Annotated in this window: 16 protein-coding genes and 2 tRNA genes; 6 read left to right on the plus strand and 12 right to left on the minus strand. The window is 71.0% G+C overall.

All coding sequences use genetic code 11. The features are described from left to right. Positions 1-76: 76 nt before the first annotated feature. From glxA to ACZ434_RS00715, 3 genes are all read right to left on the minus strand, one after another. Positions 77-2017, minus strand: coding sequence for a radical copper oxidase GlxA (gene glxA / locus ACZ434_RS00705; RefSeq protein ID WP_468450305.1), 1941 nt, complete (start codon positions 2015-2017; stop codon positions 77-79). Next, positions 2014-4044, minus strand: coding sequence for a glycosyltransferase family 2 protein (locus ACZ434_RS00710; RefSeq protein ID WP_468450307.1), 2031 nt, complete (start codon positions 4042-4044; stop codon positions 2014-2016). The genes glxA and ACZ434_RS00710 overlap by 4 nt, the downstream gene beginning before the upstream one ends. 462 nt (positions 4045-4506) lie before the next feature. Next, positions 4507-4580, minus strand: a tRNA-Lys gene (locus ACZ434_RS00715). Between the two features lie 627 nt (positions 4581-5207). On the opposite strand from ACZ434_RS00715, the gene ACZ434_RS00720 reads away from it, so the two are divergent. Both ACZ434_RS00720 and ACZ434_RS00725 read left to right on the plus strand, forming a co-directional pair. After that, positions 5208-6308, plus strand: coding sequence for an SPFH domain-containing protein (locus tag ACZ434_RS00720; RefSeq protein WP_468450309.1), 1101 nt, complete (start codon positions 5208-5210; stop codon positions 6306-6308). A gap of 808 nt (positions 6309-7116) precedes the next feature. Continuing rightward, the gene (locus ACZ434_RS00725) at positions 7117-7722 is read left to right on the plus strand and encodes a lytic polysaccharide monooxygenase auxiliary activity family 9 protein (RefSeq protein WP_468450311.1); all 606 of its coding nucleotides are present in this window, start codon (positions 7117-7119) and stop codon (positions 7720-7722) included. A gap of 63 nt (positions 7723-7785) precedes the next feature. Here ACZ434_RS00725 and ACZ434_RS00730 read toward each other — a convergent pair. The 6 genes from ACZ434_RS00730 to ehuB form a co-directional block, all read right to left on the minus strand. Continuing rightward, a tRNA-Lys gene (locus ACZ434_RS00730) sits at positions 7786-7859 on the minus strand. A gap of 98 nt (positions 7860-7957) precedes the next feature. Continuing rightward, positions 7958-8716, minus strand: a complete 759-nt coding sequence (locus tag ACZ434_RS00735) for an IclR family transcriptional regulator (RefSeq protein WP_468450313.1) — start codon at positions 8714-8716, stop codon at positions 7958-7960. 201 nt (positions 8717-8917) lie between these two features. Further along, the gene (gene ehuA, locus ACZ434_RS00740; RefSeq protein ID WP_468450315.1) at positions 8918-9703 is read right to left on the minus strand and encodes an ectoine/hydroxyectoine ABC transporter ATP-binding protein EhuA; all 786 of its coding nucleotides are present in this window, start codon (positions 9701-9703) and stop codon (positions 8918-8920) included. After that, a complete protein-coding gene (ehuD, locus tag ACZ434_RS00745) occupies positions 9693-10343 on the minus strand; it encodes an ectoine/hydroxyectoine ABC transporter permease subunit EhuD (protein WP_468450317.1) in 651 nt (216 codons plus the stop codon). The genes ehuA and ehuD overlap by 11 nt, the downstream gene beginning before the upstream one ends. After that, positions 10343-11056 carry an ectoine/hydroxyectoine ABC transporter permease subunit EhuC gene (gene ehuC, locus ACZ434_RS00750; RefSeq protein WP_468450319.1) on the minus strand — a complete coding sequence of 238 codons (714 nt, stop codon included), beginning with the start codon at positions 11054-11056 and terminating at the stop codon, positions 10343-10345. The genes ehuD and ehuC overlap by 1 nt, the downstream gene beginning before the upstream one ends. Further along, the gene (gene ehuB, locus ACZ434_RS00755) at positions 11053-11982 is read right to left on the minus strand and encodes an ectoine/hydroxyectoine ABC transporter substrate-binding protein EhuB (protein ID WP_468450321.1); all 930 of its coding nucleotides are present in this window, start codon (positions 11980-11982) and stop codon (positions 11053-11055) included. The genes ehuC and ehuB overlap by 4 nt, the downstream gene beginning before the upstream one ends. A 97-nt stretch (positions 11983-12079) precedes the next feature. On the opposite strand from ehuB, the gene ACZ434_RS00760 reads away from it, so the two are divergent. Further along, on the plus strand, positions 12080-12574 hold the full coding sequence (locus ACZ434_RS00760) for a DUF3830 family protein (protein ID WP_468450323.1): 495 nt from the start codon (positions 12080-12082) through the stop codon (positions 12572-12574). Here the strand turns inward: ACZ434_RS00760 and ACZ434_RS00765 are convergent. Both ACZ434_RS00765 and ACZ434_RS00770 read right to left on the minus strand, forming a co-directional pair. Then, positions 12555-13952 (minus strand): amidase, encoded by a 1398-nt coding sequence (locus tag ACZ434_RS00765; RefSeq protein WP_468450325.1) that lies wholly within the window; start codon positions 13950-13952, stop codon positions 12555-12557. The genes ACZ434_RS00760 and ACZ434_RS00765 overlap by 20 nt on opposite strands. Before the next feature lie 17 nt (positions 13953-13969). Further along, complete coding sequence (locus tag ACZ434_RS00770) at positions 13970-14917, minus strand: D-2-hydroxyacid dehydrogenase (RefSeq protein WP_468450327.1); 948 nt, start codon at positions 14915-14917, stop codon at positions 13970-13972. Between the two features lie 159 nt (positions 14918-15076). On the opposite strand from ACZ434_RS00770, the gene ACZ434_RS00775 reads away from it, so the two are divergent. The 3 genes from ACZ434_RS00775 to ACZ434_RS00785 all read left to right on the plus strand — a co-directional run bounded on the left by ACZ434_RS00775 (position 15077) and on the right by ACZ434_RS00785 (position 18042). Next, positions 15077-15964 carry a maleate cis-trans isomerase family protein gene (locus ACZ434_RS00775; protein WP_468451751.1) on the plus strand — a complete coding sequence of 296 codons (888 nt, stop codon included), beginning with the start codon at positions 15077-15079 and terminating at the stop codon, positions 15962-15964. Then, positions 15961-16692 carry a maleate cis-trans isomerase family protein gene (locus ACZ434_RS00780; RefSeq protein WP_468450329.1) on the plus strand — a complete coding sequence of 244 codons (732 nt, stop codon included), beginning with the start codon at positions 15961-15963 and terminating at the stop codon, positions 16690-16692. Before ACZ434_RS00775 ends, ACZ434_RS00780 begins: the two co-directional genes overlap by 4 nt. A 243-nt stretch (positions 16693-16935) precedes the next feature. Then, positions 16936-18042, plus strand: a complete 1107-nt coding sequence (locus ACZ434_RS00785; RefSeq protein ID WP_468450331.1) for an LLM class flavin-dependent oxidoreductase — start codon at positions 16936-16938, stop codon at positions 18040-18042. On the opposite strand, the gene ACZ434_RS00790 is transcribed toward ACZ434_RS00785, so the two are convergent. Then, the gene (locus ACZ434_RS00790) at positions 18018-19901 is read right to left on the minus strand and encodes a putative bifunctional diguanylate cyclase/phosphodiesterase (RefSeq protein ID WP_468450333.1); all 1884 of its coding nucleotides are present in this window, start codon (positions 19899-19901) and stop codon (positions 18018-18020) included. The genes ACZ434_RS00785 and ACZ434_RS00790 overlap by 25 nt on opposite strands. Positions 19902-20160 lie beyond the last annotated feature (259 nt).

A 20160-nucleotide genomic window follows, 5' to 3' on the forward strand; every position in this document is an offset into this window, starting at 1 on the left:
CCACCCCTCCTACGGAAAAACAGGGGGCGCCCTCCGCAACCGGAGGGCGCCCCCTGGGCGTTGTGGGGAGCGGCGGTTAAGGGACCTGCACCCACTGGGCCTTGCTGGGCGTGCCGTCGCCGGTGTTGACGAACAGCATGTACCAGCCCGCCTGGACCAGGTTCCGGTTCTTCGGAACCGTCACGGTGATCTTGTCGCCGTCGGTCTTGAAGTCCAGCTCGATCGAACGCTGGTCCACGTCGGTCACGTGGGTCGAGGCGCTCGGCCGGATCAGCCGGACGCTCTTGACGGACGCGGCGTCCTTCGAGGTGAACGTGCCGGACCCACCGCGCTTGATGGACTCGGGGCCGTCCTTCAGCTCGGGCTGCGCCTCGTCGCCGTACAGGTACGGCGGGGTGTAGATCTCGATGCGCTGCTCGAACTCGCCCGGCTTGGTGTTGGCCTTGTCGGCGTAGAGCGAGTCGGAGCCGAAGAACATCACGCGGCCGTCGGGCAACAGGATGGAACCGGCGTGGTAGTTGCGGCCCACCAGCGGGTCGGCGACCTTCCTGAGCTCGTTCTTCTCCGTGTCGTAGATCCGCGCCTCAAGGATGTTCGAGTCGCTGCGGCCGCGGTAGTCCTCGGAGCCGCCGGAGATCAGCACGTCGTCGTTGGGCAGGATCGAGGCCTGCGGGTAGCGGGTGCCCTTGTCCAGGGAGGGGCCGTCGACGAACTTCGGGTCGTCGGCCTTCAGGTCGATGATCCGGGTCTTCTCACTGGCCAGCTTGGACTCGCCGACCCCGCCGCCGCCGATCACCATGTACTTCTCGTCCTGCGCGGGCGGCAGCAGCACCGTGCCGGACGTCTCCATCATGTCCGGGTCGCTGAGGCCGGGGACCTCTTCGAAGTCGTAGGTGTCGAGGTCCCAGATGCCCGGGTCGCGGCCCACGTCGTCCGGTCCGTAGCCCGCGTTGGAACCCGAGTAGAAGATCTTGCCGTTCTGCATCAGGAACAGCGCCGGGTACGTGGGGAACTGGCGGACCTTGCCGGTGTAGGCCCACTTCTTGGTCTTCGGGTCGTAGACCTCGTTCTTGCCCGGGACCAGCTGGCCGATGTCGTCGAGGCCGGAGACGCTGAGGATCTTGCCGTCGCTCAGGGTGGTGAGCGTCGGGTACCAGCGGGACTCCTTCATCGGGTCGACTTTGATGTACTTCTCGGCGATCGGGTCGAACTCGAAGGCGTCGTCGATGCCCTGGAAGTCCTTCTTGTCCAGGGCGAGCTTCTCGGCGATGCCGTACGTGTTCTGCGCGTCCTCGCCGGACAGGCCCTGCACGGTGTAGTTGTCCTGCGTGCCGGTCGCGTACTTGTTGCCGTTCTTCTGCGCCTCGACGTACGTACGGCCGTAGCCCGGGGTGTTGCCGAGGAACTCGCCGGTCTCCGGGTCGAAGTTCTTCTTCGCGCGCGGGACGAGCACCGGGTCCTTCGAGACGAAGGTCTTGCCGTTCTCCTTGCCGACGAACTTCGTTCCGGCCGGCAGGGTGATCGGCTTGTCCGGGTTCTCGTTGTGGACGACCATCAGGCCGCCCGCCTTCTTCACGTCACCCTTGAGCTTCTCGTACCGCTTCGTGCCGCCCGCGATCAGCAGGTTTCCGTTGGCGAGCTGGGTGTGGCCGGTGCAGAACAGGTCGGCGGGCGTCGGCACCTTCTTGATGCTGCCCTTGACCGGGTCCCAGATCCGGGTGTCGTACTGCTTCGCGTCGAAGTTGTCCTGGTCGTTGCCCGAGCCCGCGACGAGCAGCACCTTGCCGGTGCGCAGCAGCGCCGCGTGGATGGTGTTCTGCCGGTACTCCTCGGGAAACTCGATGATCTCCCACTTGCCGTTCGCGGCTTTGTACTCGGGCTGGTTGATCTTGTACTGGTGGTATTTCTCGGTGCCGAAGCGGTACAGCCACGGCCCGTTCATCCCGGCCAGCGCTAGTACCACCGCCGTGCCTATCGCGATCCGACGGGCGCGGCGGCGGCCTGCACGGTCAGTCATTCCTTACGTCCCCCAAGTCCACCAAGGGCGATTTGCATGGTCTGGTCGTTTCCGGGGTTGCCGCCCCCGGGCCCTCCCGGCCCTTCGGGGCCCCCTGATCCGCCCGGTGCGCCGTGCGAGCCGGCCCAGCTCGGCCGGGCGTGCGGCTGGTGCGGCATCTGCGGCAGTTCCTGCGTCCGGGGCGCCTCGGCGGCGTCCTCCGGCGGGCGTCCCCCCGCGTGGGCACCGGGCTTCTTGCGGTCCTGCCGCATGCCGTGGCGCCAGGCGAACATCGGCGCGGCGGTGATGAGCAGGGCGAAGGTCGCCCAGATGACCATCGCCGGGTGCGAGTGTCCGTAGACGAAGCCCGCGGCGATGGAGCCGACGAAGATCAGGATGAAGTACCAGTGGTACCGGAAGGTTCCGAACCAGGTGTCCGGGCTGGCCGAGTCGCCCTTGGGGGTGACCACGAACTTGCTCTTCTTGCGCAGCACGGAGTCGATCAGTGCCTTGGCGTAGAGCGGGGCCGACAGCGCGGACATGACCATACCGGCCACACCGCCGGAGCCCTCCGGCTCGTGCGGCGAGACGTTGTGGCGGCGGTTCCAGACGTAGAGGCCGATCTGCAGCGCCGAGGCGTTGCCGTAGAGCATCAGCCAGATGGTGGGGTCGATGTTCACACCCGAGGCGCCCAGGCCCAGGAACAGCGCGCAGCTGATCGCCGCGAGGATCCAGTTCAGGGCGGACATCGGATAGAAGATGATCATCATCGTGTAGTTGAAGAGCTTGCTCGGCGGGAGCGAGTAGAAGCCCTTCCAGTACTGCCCGATGATCGTCTCGTACGTACCGCGCGACCAGCGCATCTGCTGGGTGAAGAAGTCCGTCCAGGCGTTGGGGCCCTCACCGACGGCGAGCACGTCCGGGGTGTACACCGAGCGCCACTTCTTCCCCGTCGCCGGGTTCTTGTGGCGGTGCATCTCGAAGCCGGTCGCCATGTCCTCGGTGATCGAGTCGTACAGACCGCCGATCTGCTTCAGGGCACTGATGCGTACGGCGTTGGAGGTGCCCACGAACATCGGGGAGCCGTAGCGGTTGCCGGCGCGCTGGATCAGCGCGTGGAAGAGGAACTGCTGGGACTCGGCGGCCTTGGTGACGAAGTTGTCGTAGTTGCCGTAGACCTGCGGGCCGATGACGAAGCCGACGTCCGGGTCGCGGAAGAAGCCGAGCATCCGCTCCAGGTAGTTCGGCAGCGGGATGTGGTCGGTGTCGACCGAGGCGAAGTACTCGTAGTCGTCGCCGTGCGCGTCCAGCCAGGCGTTGTAGTTGCCGTGCTTGGTCTTGGCGCGGTGGGCGCCCTTCTTCTGGTTCCACTTCGCGACGCCCTTGCGGGAGAAGTGGTGCACGCCGAGCCGGGCGCAGACCTCCTTCACCTCGGGGTCGTCGCCCTCGTCGAGCAGCCACACGTGCATGGTGCCCCGGTGGCGGATCCTGACCGCCGCCTCCAGGGTCTTCGTCACCATCTCGATCGGTTCCTTGCCGGGCACGAAGGAGGTGAGGAAGGCCACGCGGGTGCCGGTCTCGGGGACCACGGGGATCGGGTCGCGGGCGACCAGGGTCGCGTGCGCGTTCGACAGGACGTTCATGCAGCGGAAGAACTCGATCAGGCCGATCGAGACGAGCATGACGATGTCGAGGGCGGGCAGCCACTCGAACTCCACGTAGTCCCGCTCGGTCCAGTGCGAGGGCTGGAGCAGCCACACCAGCAGCACCAGCGACAGCACGGGGGCCGCGATGAGCATCATCGCGATGCGGATGCGGTGCGGCTCCTGGCCGATCAGCGAGCGGTACTGGACCTTGTACGGCTTGTTCGGATCGGGCTGGGTGAGGGGACCCGCGAGCCGACTGTAGTGCTCGTAGTCGTATCTCGGCAGCGTCTTCTTGATCCGGCGGAACGTGCCCGTGTTTCCTGTCCGGTGGGCAGGCACCCTGAGCTGGGTGGTCTCAGACGGGTCGTTGTCCTTCCGGGCGCCCGTCGGCGTCGACGTCATGAGTCATCCCCCCACACGCGCGCTCGCACGTGTTTTGTCGCTTCCTTACGTCCGCTTCGGTCCCCCTCGACCTTCACGGGCGTGTCAGTGGTTCACCGCTGTCACCACGTCACCCACACCATATAGACACGGTGTCAGCGCTCTTCCGGTTGCATGATGCCCCCCTCGGCATCGCCTCCCTGAGCGGGTCTGTTCGCCCCGCCCGGTCGGCAACCGGTCCCTTGCCCCCCAACTGCCGCGAACCCGCAGCTTCTTGAAGAGACCAGGGTCTACGGTGTTCATCATGATCGCAAGATGCGAAACACGGTGTACACCGGGCATACGCGACCATTGTGACGTCTGGTGGAGGCCGGTGGGCCACCGTTCCATACGTGGGGCGGGAGGGTTCCGCTCAACGGGCGCCAGAGGGGTTCCGGCCAAAACCGACGGGCCCCCCGTCTGCACGAGGGGCCCGTCTGTCGGTGCGCCGCCAGGGACTCGAACCCCGGACCCGCTGATTAAGAGTCAGCTGCTCTAACCAACTGAGCTAGCGGCGCGCGCTGACGGCGTAACTCTACAGGACCCCGCGGGGTGCCCCGGACCACCCCGGTCGGCGGTACGCGCGGGGGAACGGCCGGGTCACCGGGCGTTTACGTCATTCGGACCGTCAACATGCGAGGGCGGCGGACGGTTGCGAGACTGACCGTCGTGCACAGCCGTGGAGGAAACGACCGGGAGTGTGAGGGGCGTCGCATGGAGTCTCCGGTGTCCGAGGAATCCGGTCCGGCCGGGCGCCCGCGCCCGCGCGGGTGTCCCTGATCGCCCGGTGTCCCCGTGCGCGGCGGACGGTCACGGATGGGCCGTTCGGGTGATGTGTCGGTGGCCTGGAATCGTGCATGGGTCTCCGTGCGGTCGTCCCGGCTGCCGCTCTCCGGGGCGCACGGCGCGTACGTCATGGGGCTCGGCCGGTCGGGAGAGCGCCGGGACGGCCGTATCGGAGCTTCCGGTTCCGCGGAGGGGCGCGGGGTGCCGGGCCGTCCGGGGCCGGAGACCTGGCGGCGGCTCTTCTCCTGACCGGCGCACCCCCGGCCGTGAGGCCGCGTCCTTCCGGTCCCAGGCATCCCCTGGCGGCCGGGTCCCCTTCGATGTGACGCATCTGGCGCGGAGGCTGGAGGCAGACACGCATGACCACGACGACGTCCCACATCCCCGAGCACGTTCCCGAGCCGGTTCCCGGTCCCGGGGCACCGCCGGACGGTCCGGCGGCCCCCCGCCCGGTCCGGCTCATCCACACCGAGTCCACCACGGAGATCCCCGTCCACCTGCTGTTCCGCGACGATCGCGGGGAGCGCTCTGGTCGCGGCGAGAGCGGTGAGCAGGGCCATCGGGACGACCCCGCCCCCGTGCCGGCGGGGCTGCGGCCCGCGGTCGTCGACCCTGAGCTGGTGGAGCGGCCGGCCCGGGTGCTGCCCGGTGCCGTGGGGGTGCTCGGCGGGCTGTGCGGGGCGGCGGGGTGCGTGGCCGCCGCGTGGTGGGCGGGCGTGCTGCCGCCGTTTGCCGCCGAGGCGAGGCTCGGACCCGCGCAGTGGGCGGCGTTCGCGGGCGCCGGGACGCTCGGGTTGTTCGGGTTCGGCGGGCTGGCCCGGGGGAGGACCGGGCGGGCCTGGGTGCTCGGCCTGTTCGGCCGTTACCGGGGGACCGTGCGGCGCACGGGACTGATGTGGGTCAACCCGCTGCTGCTGCGCCGCCGGGTCGACGTACGGCTGCGGCACTGGCGCGGTGAGCCGATGCCGGCGGCCGACCGGGGCGGGGTCGCGCTGCGGGTGGCGGTGCTGGTGGTGTGGCGGGTGCGGGACACCGCGCGGGCCACGCTGGGCGTCGAGGACCACGAGCGGTACCTCCGCGAGTGCGTGGAGGCGGCACTGCCCCGGGTCCCGATGGCGGCGCCGGGGGCCGGGCGGGCCGAGGTGGAGGCGGCGCAGGACGCGCTGACCCGGCTGGTGGCGGCGGACGCCGGGCCGGTCGGGGTCGAGGTGTTCGCGGTGCGGCCGGTGGGGGTGGAGTACGTGCCCGAGGTGGCCCCCGCGATGCACCGCCGCCGGCTCGCCGCGCTGGACGCCCAGCACCGGGCGAGCGTGCTCAGCTCGGTCGTGGATTCGGTGGAGGACACGGTGACCCGGCTGACGGTCCGGGGCCTGGTGGACCTGGACGACTACGAACGCACGGCCCTGGTGAAGGACCTGACGGTGGCGTTCTGCGCGGGCCGGGGGGAGACGGGGCCGTGAGCGGCCGGGAGCCGCCCCGCGGCCACGCACGACCCGGTCGGCCGTGGTGGCGTGTGCTGTACGCCGGCGGCAGGCTCGCGCCCCGCGACGGCGGGCACGGGCTGTACGCCGACGGCACGCCCGCGCCCCGCCACGGCGGGCACGCACCGCGACCGCCGCGGGACGGGGGCACACCGACGAGTGGTACGCGGGTGGACACGGTACGTACGCGGCATCGACGGACGGCGTGAACACCGGGGGTGGTACCGCCCCCGGTGGATCCGCCCCGGGGGACCGGGACGGCGGTGGGCGTCCGGCCGCCGTGGGGCCCGTGGAGGAGTCCGCCGGGGTGGGCCCGTCTGTTGCTCCGCTTGGCGGAACGGCCGGTCGGCGCGACTCGTGATGCTCCCGCCGTGGGGGGTGGGCCGTGGCGGGGCGGTGCCCTGCGGCTGTGGGCAGTCGGGGGCGGTGATGTGGGGCGTAATGACCGGGGTTGGCTGGGGGTGCCGGGAGGGTGGGCAGTGGGCCGTCGCCGTGGGGGGTGGGGTGTGGCGGGGCGGCGTCCTGCGGTTGCGGGCAGTCGGCGGTGGTGATGTGGGGCGTGATGACCGGGGGCGGCTGGGGGTGGCGGGCAGTGGGGTCCTTGAACGGCGGGGTGCGAGGAGGGCGGGCCTTGCGTCGGGGGCCGGCCGGCGCCCGCAGGGGCCCGGTGGGGAATCGGCGCTGCGATTGGTATGGACATGTTCAATCGGCGCCCATAATCTGAACTTGGTCTAGACCTAGTCGCACGGCTCAGTGAAACTCCCCCACGTTCTCCAGGAGCGCCAGCATGCGCACACGGACCAAGCTGTACGCAGCCGCGGTGGGACTGGCCACGACCGGAGCGCTCGCGTTCTCCTCCGGTGGTGCCAGCGGCCACGGCTACACCGATCTGCCGATCAGCAGGCAGAAGCTCTGCCAGAACGGCACGGTCACCAACTGCGGATCCATCCAGTGGGAGCCGCAGAGTGTCGAGGGCCCGAAGGGCTTCCCCGCCTCCGGTCCCGCCGACGGCCGGCTCTGCTCGGCCGGCAACGGACGGTTCGGCCAGCTCGACAGCCCGCGCACCCCGTCGGGCGGGGCCTGGCCCACCACCCGCGTGTCGGGCGGCCAGAACTACACCTTCCGGTGGCAGTTCACGGCCATGCACGCCACGACCGACTTCAAGTACTACGTCACCAGGCCGGGCTGGAACCAGAACCACAACCTGTCCCGGTCCGACCTCAACCTCACGCCGTTCCTCACGGTGCCCTACAACGGTCAGCGTCCGCCGCAGACCCTGTCGCACAGCGGCCGGCTGCCGTCCGGGCTCAGCGGCCACCACGTGATCCTCGCGGTGTGGACGGTGCATGACACGGGCAACGCGTTCTACGCCTGCTCCGACGTCACGTTCTGACCGGCTCACGACCGGTTCGAGCACGTCAAAGGGCCTCTCGCTCCCACGAGAGGCCCTTCCAGGTGCGCCGCCAGGGACTCGAACCCCGGACCCGCTGATTAAGAGTCAGCTGCTCTAACCAACTGAGCTAGCGGCGCATGACTCCCGCCGTCCGCTTTCCGCGGGCGGCGACAGAAAAATAGTACCCGGTCCCGGAGGGTGCTTCGACCACGGACATCACCCCGCAGGGGCGCTCCTAGATCGTCAGCGACAGCAGCACCGGCGCCGCGTTGCGGTTGAGGGTGTCGGCGGCCTGGCGCAGCCGGTGGGCGTGCTCGATCGGGAGGGACAGCGCCAGACAGCCCACCGAGGAGCCCGCCGTGATCGGGACGGCCGCGCAGACCGTGCCCACCGCGTACTCCTGGAGGTCCAGGACGGGCACCGTGGGCGGCTGCGACGCCAGCCGGGACAGCAGCAGCCGGTCGCTGGTGATGGTGCGCGAGGTGAGGCGGGCCATCCGGTGCCGGGCGAGGTGGTCGCGGCGGCCGTCGTGGTCGAGCTGGGTGAGCAGGCTCTTGCCCATCGCGGTGGCGTGCGCCGAGGAGCGGAAGTCCACCCACTCGTTGACCTTCGGGGTGGCCGGGCCGTCGGCGTACTGGGTGACCTCCACCTCGCCGTCGACGTACCGGGTGATGTAGACGGCCGCGCCCACCGAGTCGCGGAGCCGGTCCAGGGTGTGCTGGAGCTGGTCGCGCAGCGCCTGCCCGTGTCCCTCGGCGGAGCCGAGCCGGGCGAAGGCCGCCCCGGTGACGTACGCGCCGTCGGCGATCTGCTCGACGTAGGCCTCGCGGCGCAGCATCCGCAGGAGCGTGGTCAGCCGCTCGGCGGGGAGGCCGGTCTCGTGGGCCAGTTCGGTGTCGGTGATTCCGGTGCCCCGCCGTGCCACCGTCTCCAGGACGCGCAGGGCGTCCTGGACCGAGTGGTACGACGCGGTCGGCTCGTGCCTCAGCGCCACGGTTTCCCCCTGCGCTCGCTGGAAAGTCCTGGGGCCGCAATCCGGTCAGCCAATCCCCTCCACGATAGCCGTCAAACGGCTTGGGGGAAGCGGGTGTTGACGAGATCGCGGCCCTCCCAACTGCGGCGCCGACCCCCTGGCATATGCCAGAGGGATGACCCAGAGCCCGGACCTCGGGAGTTGTCCGCGCACGGCCCGTGACTACAGGACCGCGCTGAGGAACTCCCGGGTCCGGTCGTTCTCCGGCTCGTTGAAGATCTTCTCCGGCGGGCCCGTCTCGATGACCCGGCCCGCGTCGAACATCAGCACCTGGTCGGAGATGTCCCGGGCGAAGTTCATCTCGTGCGTCACACAGAGCATCGTGATGTCGGTGGTGCGGGCGATCTCCCGCAGCAGGTCGAGGACGCCCGCGACCAGCTCCGGGTCGAGCGCCGAGGTCACCTCGTCGAGGAGGAGCACCTTGGGCCGCATCGCCAGCGCCCGCGCGATCGCCACCCGCTGCTGCTGGCCGCCGGAGAGCTGGGTGGGGCGGGCGTCACACTTGTCGGCGAGGCCCACCATGTCGAGCAGCCCCTTGGCCCGCTCCACCGCCTCGTCCTTCGACATGCCGAGCACGGTGACCGGAGCCTCGGTGATGTTGCGCAGCACGCTCATGTTCGGGAACAGGTTGAACTGCTGGAACACCATCCCGATCTGCTTGCGCACCTCCCGCCGCTCCTTCTCGCTCGCCGGGAACAGCTTCTGCCCGTCCACGGTGATCGTGCCCTCGTCGGGCTTGAGCAGCGTCATCAGCAGCCGCAGGATCGTCGTCTTGCCCGAACCGGACGGGCCGATCAGGGTGACGTGCTTGCCGGCGTCGACGGAGAAGTCGAGGTGGTCGAGGACGGTGTTCTCACCGAACCTCTTGGTGACCTGCTCCAGGCGTATCAGCTCGCCGGAGCTGCGCTCGGGGCTCTTCTCGGGATTGGGGAGAGTGTCAGTGGGCAAGGCGTCGCTCCAGGGCTCGCAGGGCAAGGGAGGCCAGGTAGGAGATGACGATGAAGGCCACGCCGATCACCGTCAGGGGTTCGGTGAACTGGAAGTTCTGCTGCGAGAACAGCCGTGCCTCGCCGAGCATCTCCAGCACCGTGATCGCCATCAGCAGCGGCGTGTCCTTCAGCATGGAGATCACGTAGTTGCCGAGGGCGGGGACCACGCGGCGGACCGCCTGCGGCAGGATCACGGCCGTCCACGTCCGCCTCACCGGCAGGTTCAGCGCCGTGGCGGCCTCCCACTGGCCGACCGGCACCGCCTCGATACCGGCCCGGTAGACCTGCATCGTGTACGTCGAGTAGTGCAGACCGATCGCGGCCACACCGGTGGTGAGCGCCGAGAAGGTGATGTCCCACTCGGGCAGCACGTAGAAGAGGAAGAACAGCTGCACCAGCAGCGGGGTGTTGCGGACGAACTCGGTGACCACCCCGACCGGCCAGGTCACCCAGCGGGACGGCACCCGCATCAGCAGCGCCCACACCAGACCGAGGGCGAAGGACACCAGCGACCCCAGGACGAGGATCTGCAGGGTGACCAGCAGACCGTCCCAGAAGTGCGGCATGAAGTCGGAGACCGCGCTCCAGTCCCACTCCATCAGGCGGCACCCCCCACATTGCTCGTCTCAGGCCGCTTCAGCTCCGTGTCCGGGCTCGGCACCGGTGCCTTCCCCATGCCCGCCTTCAGCGTCTTCTCCAGCCCGCGCATCACCCGCGTCAGCAGGAACGCGATCACGAAGTAGATCAGCAGGATGTACGTGTAGATCTCCGCGCTCTCCTGCAACGCCAGCCGCACCAGGTTGCCGCTGAACGCCAGATCGCCCATGCCCATGATCGACACCAGCGCGGTGCCCTTGAGCAGCTCGATCAGCAGGTTGGAGAAGGGCGGGATCATCTCCGGCACCGCCTGCGGCAGCAGGATCAGCCGCATCCGCTGCCAGGGCGTGAAGCTCAGCGCGATGCCGCCCTCCTTCTGCGCCGGGTCGACCGCGGCCAGCGCGCCGCGCACGATCTCGGAGCCGTACGCCCCGTAGGTGAGACCGAGCGCCAGCGTGCCCGCCCACATCGGCACCAGCTGCCAGCCGAAGGCCGGCGGCAGCACGAAGAACACCCAGAAGATCATCACCAGCGCGGAGGTGCCGCGGAACACCTCGGTGTAGAAGCCCGCGAGGAAGCGGACGATCCACAGCCGGTGGGTGCGCGCGACGCCGATCACGAAGGAGACGGCCGTCGCCAGCAGCGAGCTGTGGACGAGCAGCTGGAGGGTGACCCAGACGCCTTCGAGTACGAGTTCCCACAGTCCGGATGTCATCCGCCGCACAACTCCTTCGCGGTCAGATCGGTCATCTCGTCCTCGGTGAACCCGAAGGGCTTGAGGATGCGCAGCAGTTCGCCGCTCTTCTTGAGCTTCCGCAGCTCGACGTTGAAGGCGTCCCGCAGGTTCGTCTCGTTGGGGCGGAAGGCGAAACCGCCGCCGTCGGTGTGCGGTTCACCGTCGACGATCGGCTGGAACGCCTCCGTCGCCTCGGTCCCGGCGGACTTCTTGACCACCTCACGCACCGTCAGCGCCGTCCCCGCGAAGACGTCCACGCGCCCGGCCTCGACGGCGTTCAGGCCGGCCACCTGGTCGGGAACGATCAGGATGTCGCTCTCCTTGTACCCGGCCTCCACCGCGTAGGCGATCTCGGCGTAGCCGGTACCGGTCGCGAACTTGGCCTTCTTCTCCACGACGTCCGTGTAGTCGTGCAGCCCGAGCGGGTTGCCCTTGCGCACGATGAACGCGTCGAGCATCTGGTAGTCGGGGTCGGAGAAGATGACCTGCTGGCAGCGGTCGGGGTTGATGTACATCCCGGCCGCCACCACGTCGAACTGCTGCGAGGCCAGACCGGGGATGAGGGAGCCGAACTCCGTCGGCACCGGCTGCACCCGGTCCACCCCGAGCCGTTTGAAGATGACCTTCGCCAGCTCCGGCGCCTCGCCGGTGAGCTCACCGTTCTTGTCGATGTAGCCGAAGGGGATCTCGCCCGCGATGCCCAGCCGGGCCACGCCCTGCGCCCGGAGCCGTTCGAGGAGGTCGCCGCCTTCCACGTCGGACGCGGTGGCCACCCGCGAGCAGCCGGCGGCCCCCAGCGCGCCGAGCGCCGCGACCCCCGCGAGCAGCGACCGGCGAGTGGGCCCGGCGGGACGGAACCTTCGGTCGGATATGCCCCATGGAGGGGTTCTGTGTGGTGGAGCCATGGCGGCGCGGCTACCCGAAGCCATGCGAGTTATTCCGGCCAGTTTCGGCCCCGTTCGGCGGTCGGGCGGTCTTGACCGGCGCGGGACCATGGGGGGCATGGCAGACCGATACCTCGAGATCTCCCTGGTCAAGCGCGCAGTCGGCTGCACGGCCCGACTCCTCGACGACCGGGCGCCGATCACCTGCGAAGCCGTCTGGAAATCCCTCCCGCTCTCCGGCGACGTCTACCACGCCAAGTACGCCCGCAACGAGATCTACGCCCTCTTCCCGCCCTTCGCCGACACCGAACCGCCCCTGGAGAACCCGACCGTCACCCCCGTCCCGGGCGACCTGTGCTACTTCACCTTCGCCGGCGCCGAGCTGGGCACCACCTCCTACGGCTACGACCGCGAGGTCCGCCCCGGCACCACCGTCGTGGACCTGGCCCTGTTCTACGAGCGCAACAACCTGCTGCTCAACGGCGACGTCGGCTGGGTGCCCGGCATCGTCTGGGGGCAGGTGGTGGAGGGCCTGGACGCCATGGCCGAGGCGTGCAACGACCTGTGGCGCACCGGAGCCGCCGGGGAGACCCTCAGCTTCCGGCGGGCGTGAGGCCCACCCCCGCCTCGTACAGCGCGTGCGCCGCCCGCAGGACCAGCGCGTCCCCGTGCCGGGCGGCCACCAGCTGGAGACCGATCGGCAGCCCGTCGGCGTCGCTGCCGACCGGCACCGTGGCGGCGGGCTGCTGCGTCATGTTGAAGGGGTACGTGAACGGCGTCCAGCCCGTCCACCGGCGGTGACCCGACCCCTTCGGCACCTCCGCCCCCGCCTCGAACGCCGTGACCGGCAGGGTCGGGGTGACCAGCAGATCGTAGGTGTCGTGGAAGCGGCCCATCCGGCGGCCCAGGTCCATCCGCACGTCCACCGCCGCCAGGTAGTCCAGCGCCGAACGGCGGGCACCGGCATCGCAGATCTCCCGCAGCCCCGGATCGAGCAGCTCCCGCTGCTCCCGGGTGAGGTGCTGCACCACCCGCGCCGCACCGGTGAACCACAGGGTGTGGAAGGCCTCCACCGGGTCGGTGAGATCCGGGTCGGTCTCCTCCACGTACGCGCCCAGCCCGGCCAGCCGCTCCACCGCCCGCCGTACGGCCGCCGCGACCTGCGGATCCACCCGCACCTGCCCGCCCAGCGTCGGCGAGTACGCCACCCGCAGCCCGCGCACCCCGCCCGTCAGCCCCTCCGAGAACGAGCCGGGCGCCGGGCCGAGCGCCGACCAGTCCCGGGAGTCCGGCCCGCCGATCACGTCCATCAGCAGCGCCGCGTCCGCCGCGTCCCGGGTCATCGGACCGACGTGCGCCAGCGTGCCGAACGCGCTCGCCGGGTACAGCGGCACCCTCCCGTACGTCGGCTTCAGCGCGAAGATCCCGCAGAACGCCGCCGGGATCCGCACACTGCCCCCGCCGTCCGTGCCCAGCGCCAGCGGACCCGCGCCCAGCGCCACGGCCGCCGCCGCACCCCCGCTGGACCCGCCCGCCGTACGCGCCGGATCGTGCGGATTACGGGTGACACCGCTCAGCGGGGAGTCCGTCACCCCCTTCCAGCCGAACTCGGGGGTCGTCGTCTTGCCCAGGAACACCGCGCCGTGCTCGCGCAGCCGGGCCACCGACGGCGCGTCCTCGTCCCAGCGGCCGGCCGGGTCGACGGTCCGCGACCCCTTCAGCGTGGGGGCGCCGCGCAGCAGCAGGATGTCCTTCACCGTGACCGGCACCCCGTCCAGCAGCCCGCACGGCTCACCGCGCCGCCACCGCTCCTCGGAGGCCGCCGCCCGCTCCAGCGCCTCCTCGGCGAACAGCCGCACGAACGCGTTCACCTCCGGCTGGACCGCCTCCGCCCGCTCCAGCGCCGCGCGGGTCGCCTCCACGGGGCCGATCGTGCCGCTGCGGTACCCGTCGAGGAGCCCTGCGGCGGTCAGGTCGGTGAGCTCGGACATCCGGCCTCCTTCACGCGTCAGTGACCGGGTACATACCCACGCTGCTTGTCGACCACGTTCGCCAGCGGCTCGCCCGCCACCCACCGCTCGTACAACTCCACGAACTGCGCACCGAGTTCGTCCCGCCAGCCGACCGTGTCCCCGCTCATGTGCGGCGACACCACCAGCCCGGGGAGCTCCCACAGCGGGCTGTCCGGGGTGAGCGGCTCGGTCTCGAAGACGTCCAGCGCCGCGCCCGCGATCCACCGCCCGCGCAGTGCCCGCGCCAGCGCCTCCTCCACGACCAGCTGCCCCCGGCCGATGTTGACGAAGTGCGCGGACGGCTGCATCACCCCGAACCGGCGGGCGTCGAACATGCCCCGCGTCCCCTCGGTCAGCGGCGCGGCGGCGACCACCCAGTCCGCGCGGGCGAGCAGCCGGTCCAGGTCCTCCGGCCCGTGCACACCGGAGCGCGCGGCCCGCCCGACCAGCGCGGTCCGCACCCCGAGCGCCCCGAGCGTGCCCGCGACGGCCCGGCCGATCGGCCCCGAGCCGACCACCACCGCCCGGGTCCCGGCGACCCGGCGCGTCTCCCGGTGCCGCCAGGTCCGCTCCCGCTGGAGGTCCAGCGTCCGCGGCAGGTCCTTGGCGAAGGCGAGGACGAGGGCGGCGACGTACTCGGCGATGGGACCGTCGAAGATCCCGCGCGCGTTGGTGACGACGGTGTCGGAGGCGGCGAGTTCCGGACAGAGCAGATGGTCCACGCCCGCGCTCGCCGTGTGCACCCAGCGCGGCCGGGGCCCCTCGCCCGGCCACGCCTCACGCACCGCGTGCGAGGTGAAGTCCCACACCAGCAGCACGTCCGCGGACGGCAGCCGCTCGGCAAGCGTCGAGGCGTCGGCGTGCTCGACCCTGACCCGGCCGGTGAGCCTGCCGAGGCGGGGGAGCGGATCGGCGTCGAGGACGAGCAGCGTGGGCGTGGTCATGAGCCGCCGTTTCTCCGGCCCGGCCGGGTCGTCGCAAACCAATGGCAGAAGTCTGAGATGCGCGGATTGACCACGCTCGCACCCGAACCTACCGTCGTCAACACGGGCGTTCCCGCGATCCGTTGTGTGCTCGTCTCCCAGCGTGAGGCCGGTGCTGACATGGACGTCTCCTTTCTCGGCGGCCCCGGCCCGCAGCGCGGTGTCGGTATCGTCGCCCCCTTCGACTTCGCGCTGGACCGCGAGCTGTGGCGCTGGATCCCGGACGAGGTCTCCCTGCACCTCACCCGCACGCCGTACGTGCCGGTCGAGGTGAGCCTCGACCTCGCCCGGCTGGTCAGCGAGCACGAGACGCTCGGCGACGCCGTGCGCACGCTCACCGCGGTCACGCCCGAGGTCGTCGCCTACGCCTGCACCTCGGGCAGCTTCGTCGGCGGGATCCTCGGCGAACGGGCGATGTGCGAGGCGATGAGCCGGGCCGGCGCGGTCCCGGCGATCACCACCTCCGGCGCGCTGCTGGAGGCCCTGGTGGAACTGGACGTACGCCGGGTCGCCCTGGTCACCCCCTACACCGTCTCGGTCACCCGGGCGCTGGAGCACTACGTGGCCCGGGCCGGCGTCACCGTCACCGGCTGCGCCTACATGGGCCTGACCCGGCACATCTGGAAGGTCACCTACCGGGAGGTGGTGGACATGGCCCGGCGGGCGGCGGTGCGCGGACGGCTCGGCGCGGCGGACGCGCTGTTCCTGTCCTGCACCAACCTCCCGACCTACGACGTCATCCCCCAGCTGGAGGCGGAGCTGCGCATACCGGTCATCTCGGCCAACCAGGTGACCGTGTGGGCGGCGCTGCGCCGATTGGGTACACGGGCGGTGGGACCGTATCAGGCGCTGATCGACGTGTCCGCGCGCTCCGGGACCGTACTGCCGGGCCAGACATCGGGCTCCGTACTGCCGGACGAGACGTCCGGATCGGTACTGCCGGGCCGGGCGGCCGGTTCCGTACTGCCGGACGTGCCGGAAGAGAAGCAGCAGGAAGGCTGGACATGACCGCACTGGGATTCCTCTACCCGGGCCACTCCGCAGAGGACGACTATCCGCGTATCGAGCAGTTGCTGGGCAGCGACGTCCGGGTGGACCTGGTGCACACCGACATCGGCGAGGACGCCCACCGGGTGGACGCCCTGGTGCAGATGGGCGCGCCCGAACGGCTGGCGGCGGGACTCCAGCAGCTGCGCCTGTCCGGCGCCGAGGCGGTGGTGTGGGCCTGCACCAGCGGCAGCTTCGTGCACGGCTGGGACGGCGCCCACGAGCAGGTGCGCAGCCTCGCCATGGCGGCCGGCATGCCCGCCTCCTCCACGTCCTTCGCCTTCGTGCACGCGCTGCGGGAGATCGACGCCCGGCGGGTCGCCGTCGGCGCCACCTACCCGGACGACGTGGCGGTCCTCTTCGCCGACTTCCTGCGGGCCGGCGGGGCCGAGGTCACCGGGGTGCGCAGCTCCGGGATCATCACCGCCGCCGAGGTCGGCACCTGGGGCGAGACGGAGCTGTTCGCCCTGGCCCGCGCGGCCGACACCCCCGACGCCGACGCGGTGCTCCTGCCGGACACCGCCCTGCACACGATCGCCCACATCCCCGCCCTGGAGAAGGAGCTGGGCAAGCCGGTCCTCACCGCCAACCAGGTCACCGCCTGGGAGTGCCTGCGCCTGGCCGACCGCCGGGTGAACGCACCGGAGCTGGGCGCGCTGTTCACCCGGGAGCCGATCGTCCAGGTGTGACTGCGGGTCCGTGAAGGCGCGCCACGGAATAGAAGGGGTGCGTCGCCTGTTGTGGACCGGGGACGGCGCGCGCGTGCTGCCACCCACCCGGGAACGGCACACGGGTGCCACCGCCCGGGGAACAGCGCACGTGCTGCCCCGGCAGGGAACAGCGCAGGTGCTGCCCCGGCAGGGAACAGCGCACGTGCTGCCCGACCGATAACAGCGCACGGCGACACAGCGACACACAGGAGGCACCCCACCGTGGCCGCAGACGACACCGCAGCCGACGGCATCCGAGGCACCGCCCAGGGGGACGCCCCCGTCCCGCTCTCGGTGCTCGACCTGGTCACCGTGGGCGCCGGCAGCACCGCCACGGACGCCCTGCGGACCAGTGTCGACCTGGCCCGCCTCGCCGAGTCCCGCGGTTTCCACCGCCACTGGGTCGCCGAGCACCACTCCATGCCGGGCGTCGCCTCCTCCTCACCGGCGGTGATCCTCGCCCACCTCGCCGCCCACACCACGCGCATCCGCCTCGGCTCCGGCGGGGTGATGCTGCCCAACCACGCGCCGCTGGTGATCGCGGAGCAGTTCGGCACCCTGGAGGCCCTCGCCCCGGGCCGTGTCGACCTCGGCCTCGGCCGCGCCCCCGGCACCGACGGGGCCACCGCCGCCGCCCTGCGCCGCACCGACCGGCTGAACGAGGGCGCCGACGACTTCCCCCAGCAGCTCGCCGAGCTCACCCGCTTCCTCGACGACGACTTCCCCGACGGCCACCCCTACGCCCGTATCCACGCCGTGCCCGGCCCGGTGCAGGCGACCTCGCCCGGCGGCGTGCAGTCCCCGCACCGCCCGCCGATCTGGCTGCTCGGCTCCTCCGGCTTCAGCGCCCGGCTGGCCGGTATGCTCGGCCTGCCCTTCGCCTTCGCCCACCACTTCTCGGCGCAGAACACGATCCCGGCACTGGACCTCTACCGCGACTCCTTCCGCCCCAGCGAGGTCCTCGACGCCCCCTACGCCCTGATCGGCGTCTCCGCCCTCGCGGCCGACGACGAGAAGGAGGCCCGCCGCCAGGTGCTCGCCTCCGCGCTCAACATGGTCCGGCTGCGCACCGGCCGCCCGGGGCTCGTGCCGACTCCGGAGGAGGCGGAGGCGTACGACTTCTCCCCGATGGAGCGGGACTTCATCGACTCCTGGAACGCCAACGTGATCCACGGCACCCCGGACGAGGTCCGCACCGGCCTGGACGAGCTGCACAAGCGCACCGGCGCCGACGAGCTGATGCTCACCGCCAACGCCCACGGCGGCGACGTACGGCTGCGCTCCTACGAGCTGATCGCCGACGCCTACGGATTGCCCACGCCCGCCTGAACCCCGGGCACCCCGGGCGTGCCCAGCAGTTCGGAGATGCGGTCCGGCGACACCGGACGGGAGTACAGCCAGCCCTGACCGGTGTCGCAGCCGATCCGGCGCAGCCGCGTCGCCTGCGCCGACGTCTCCACGCACTCCGCGGTGACGGTCAGCCCGAGCCGGTGGGCGAGCTGCACCATCGCCTCGACGATCACCTCGTCCGCGGGGCTCGCCTTGGCCGTACGGTCCTCGATCTGGAAGCCGCGTACGAAGGAGCCGTCCAGCTTCAGCACCGAAACCGGCAGCCGGCTGAGGTAGGCCAGGTTCGAGTAGCCGGTGCCGAAGTCGTCGATGGCGATGCGCACGCCCATGTCGCTGAGCGCCTTCAGGGTCTGGATCGGCCGCCCGGAGGAGCCCATCACCGCCGACTCGGTCAGCTCCAGCTGGAGCAGCTGCGGCGCGAGGCCGGTCTCCTCGAGGGTGTCGGCGACGTCCGCCACCAGGTCGGAGTCCCACACCTGACGGACCGCCACGTTCACGCTGACGAAGATCGGCGGCCCGTCCGGGTACTCCACCTGCCAGTCCCGGGCCTGCCGGCAGGCCGTGCGCAGCACCCAGCGGCCGAGGGGCACGATCGAGCCGTCCTCCTCCGCGAGGGAGATGAACCGATTCGGCGTGAGCGTGCCGAACCGCGGGTGGTGCCAGCGGATCAGCGCCTCCACGCCGTGCACCCGGTCGTCCTCCATGCCCACCAGCGGCTGGTACTCCAGCGCGAACTCGCCCCGGTCGATGGCCGGGCGGAGCGTGGAGGCGAGCGCCTGGCGGGTCACCCGGTGGGCGTTGCGCTCCGGGTCGAACAGGGTCCAGCGGGACTTCCCGTCGGCCTTCGCCCAGTACAGCGTCGTGTCGGCGGCCTGCATCAGCGCGGTGGGCGTGGTCCCGGCGGCATGCCGCTCGACCACCCCGATCGACGCCGACACCGACAGCCTGCGCCCGGACAGGTCGAAGGGCGCCTGGATCGCGTCGAGCAGCGACTCGGCGAGATCGGCGAGCTGTTCGGTGCCGGTGGAGTCCTCCACGAGCAGCGCGAACTCGTCCCCGCCGAGCCGGGCGACCAGCGGCGTGCCGGTGCGGGCGGCGTCCTTCGCGCACCGCGTGAGCCGCTCGGCGACGGCGGTCAGCAGCTGGTCGCCGACCCGGTGGCCGAGGGTGTCGTTGACCGCCTTGAACCCGTCCAGGTCGAGGTAGCACAGCCCGATCCGGCCCGTGCCGCTCTCCTCGTACGTCTCCGCCTCCAGCGCCTGCGTCAGCCGCTCGAAGAACAGGGTGCGGTTGGGCAGCCGGGTCACCGGGTCGTGCATCCGTACGTGTCGCAGGCGTTCCTGCAGTTCGCGGTGGTCGCTGATGTCGGCGACCGACAGCAGCACGCCCCCGTCGTCGGCGGGCAGCGGGGCGACCGTCACCCGCACCCACAGGGCGTGCCCCTCCGGGTGCTTCAGCCGGCGGGTGCAGCGCAGCCGGGCCCGCCGTCCGCGCAGCATCTCCCGGTAGGCGTGCCAGGTGCGGGCGTCGGAGGTCAGATCCACCAGGTCGGCGGCGACGGCCCCGGTCAGGGTCTCCTGGTCGCGGCCCAGCAGGCCGGCGAGGGCCGCGTTGGCGCCGGAGACCACACCCTCGCGGTCGACCACGGCCATGGCGAGCGGCGCGGCCGTGAAGACGGAACGGTACGACGGGGGGGACGGCGGGGCGGGGTCGTACGGGACGGGGTGTTCGGCAGGCGGTGGTGGTTCGGTACCGGCAGACGTGATGATCTCACTTTCTGTGATGACCGACCGCTGGAGTTCCGTCGCGGGCGCCGGCCCTTCGGACGTTCCGCTCACCACTCGCTCCCGCAGTGCACTCGATCGCTGTCCGCCGCTGTCCGTGCAGGAAAGTCTCTCAGTACCAGGAAGTGTGCCGATCATAGAGGCCCGCGCCGGGGCCTTCCAGCCACTGTCGGGTCTTCCCTGCGGATCCGCATCTCCGCCCGATCGTTTCTGCCCGCGGGGGGACGGCTTATGCGGACCTTCGACCGGTTGTGACGTTCCGTGAGTGAACCGGGAGGGCTGTGAGTGAACCGGGAGCGCGACCGCGTTCGGT

The sequence above is a fragment of the Streptomyces sp. NPDC030893 genome, assembly GCF_055571535.1.

Bases quoted from the DNA above. Each gene is read 5' to 3' on its own strand.
- ACZ434_RS00760 (WP_468450323.1), top strand. From the start codon at position 12,080: ATGGCAGACCGATACCTCGAGATCTCCCTGGTCAAGCGCGCAGTCGGC.
- ACZ434_RS00780 (WP_468450329.1), top strand. From the start codon at position 15,961: ATGACCGCACTGGGATTCCTCTACCCGGGCCACTCCGCAGAGGACGAC.
- ehuC (WP_468450319.1), bottom strand. From the start codon at position 11,056: ATGACATCCGGACTGTGGGAACTCGTACTCGAAGGCGTCTGGGTCACC.
- ehuB (WP_468450321.1), bottom strand. From the start codon at position 11,982: ATGGCTCCACCACACAGAACCCCTCCATGGGGCATATCCGACCGAAGG.
- ACZ434_RS00725 (WP_468450311.1), top strand. From the start codon at position 7,117: ATGCGCACACGGACCAAGCTGTACGCAGCCGCGGTGGGACTGGCCACG.
- ACZ434_RS00770 (WP_468450327.1), bottom strand. From the start codon at position 14,917: ATGACCACGCCCACGCTGCTCGTCCTCGACGCCGATCCGCTCCCCCGC.
- glxA (WP_468450305.1), bottom strand. From the start codon at position 2,017: ATGACTGACCGTGCAGGCCGCCGCCGCGCCCGTCGGATCGCGATAGGC.
- ACZ434_RS00775 (WP_468451751.1), top strand. From the start codon at position 15,077: ATGGACGTCTCCTTTCTCGGCGGCCCCGGCCCGCAGCGCGGTGTCGGT.
- ACZ434_RS00720 (WP_468450309.1), top strand. From the start codon at position 5,208: ATGACCACGACGACGTCCCACATCCCCGAGCACGTTCCCGAGCCGGTT.
- ACZ434_RS00765 (WP_468450325.1), bottom strand. From the start codon at position 13,952: ATGTCCGAGCTCACCGACCTGACCGCCGCAGGGCTCCTCGACGGGTAC.
- ehuD (WP_468450317.1), bottom strand. From the start codon at position 10,343: ATGGAGTGGGACTGGAGCGCGGTCTCCGACTTCATGCCGCACTTCTGG.
- ACZ434_RS00710 (WP_468450307.1), bottom strand. From the start codon at position 4,044: ATGACGTCGACGCCGACGGGCGCCCGGAAGGACAACGACCCGTCTGAG.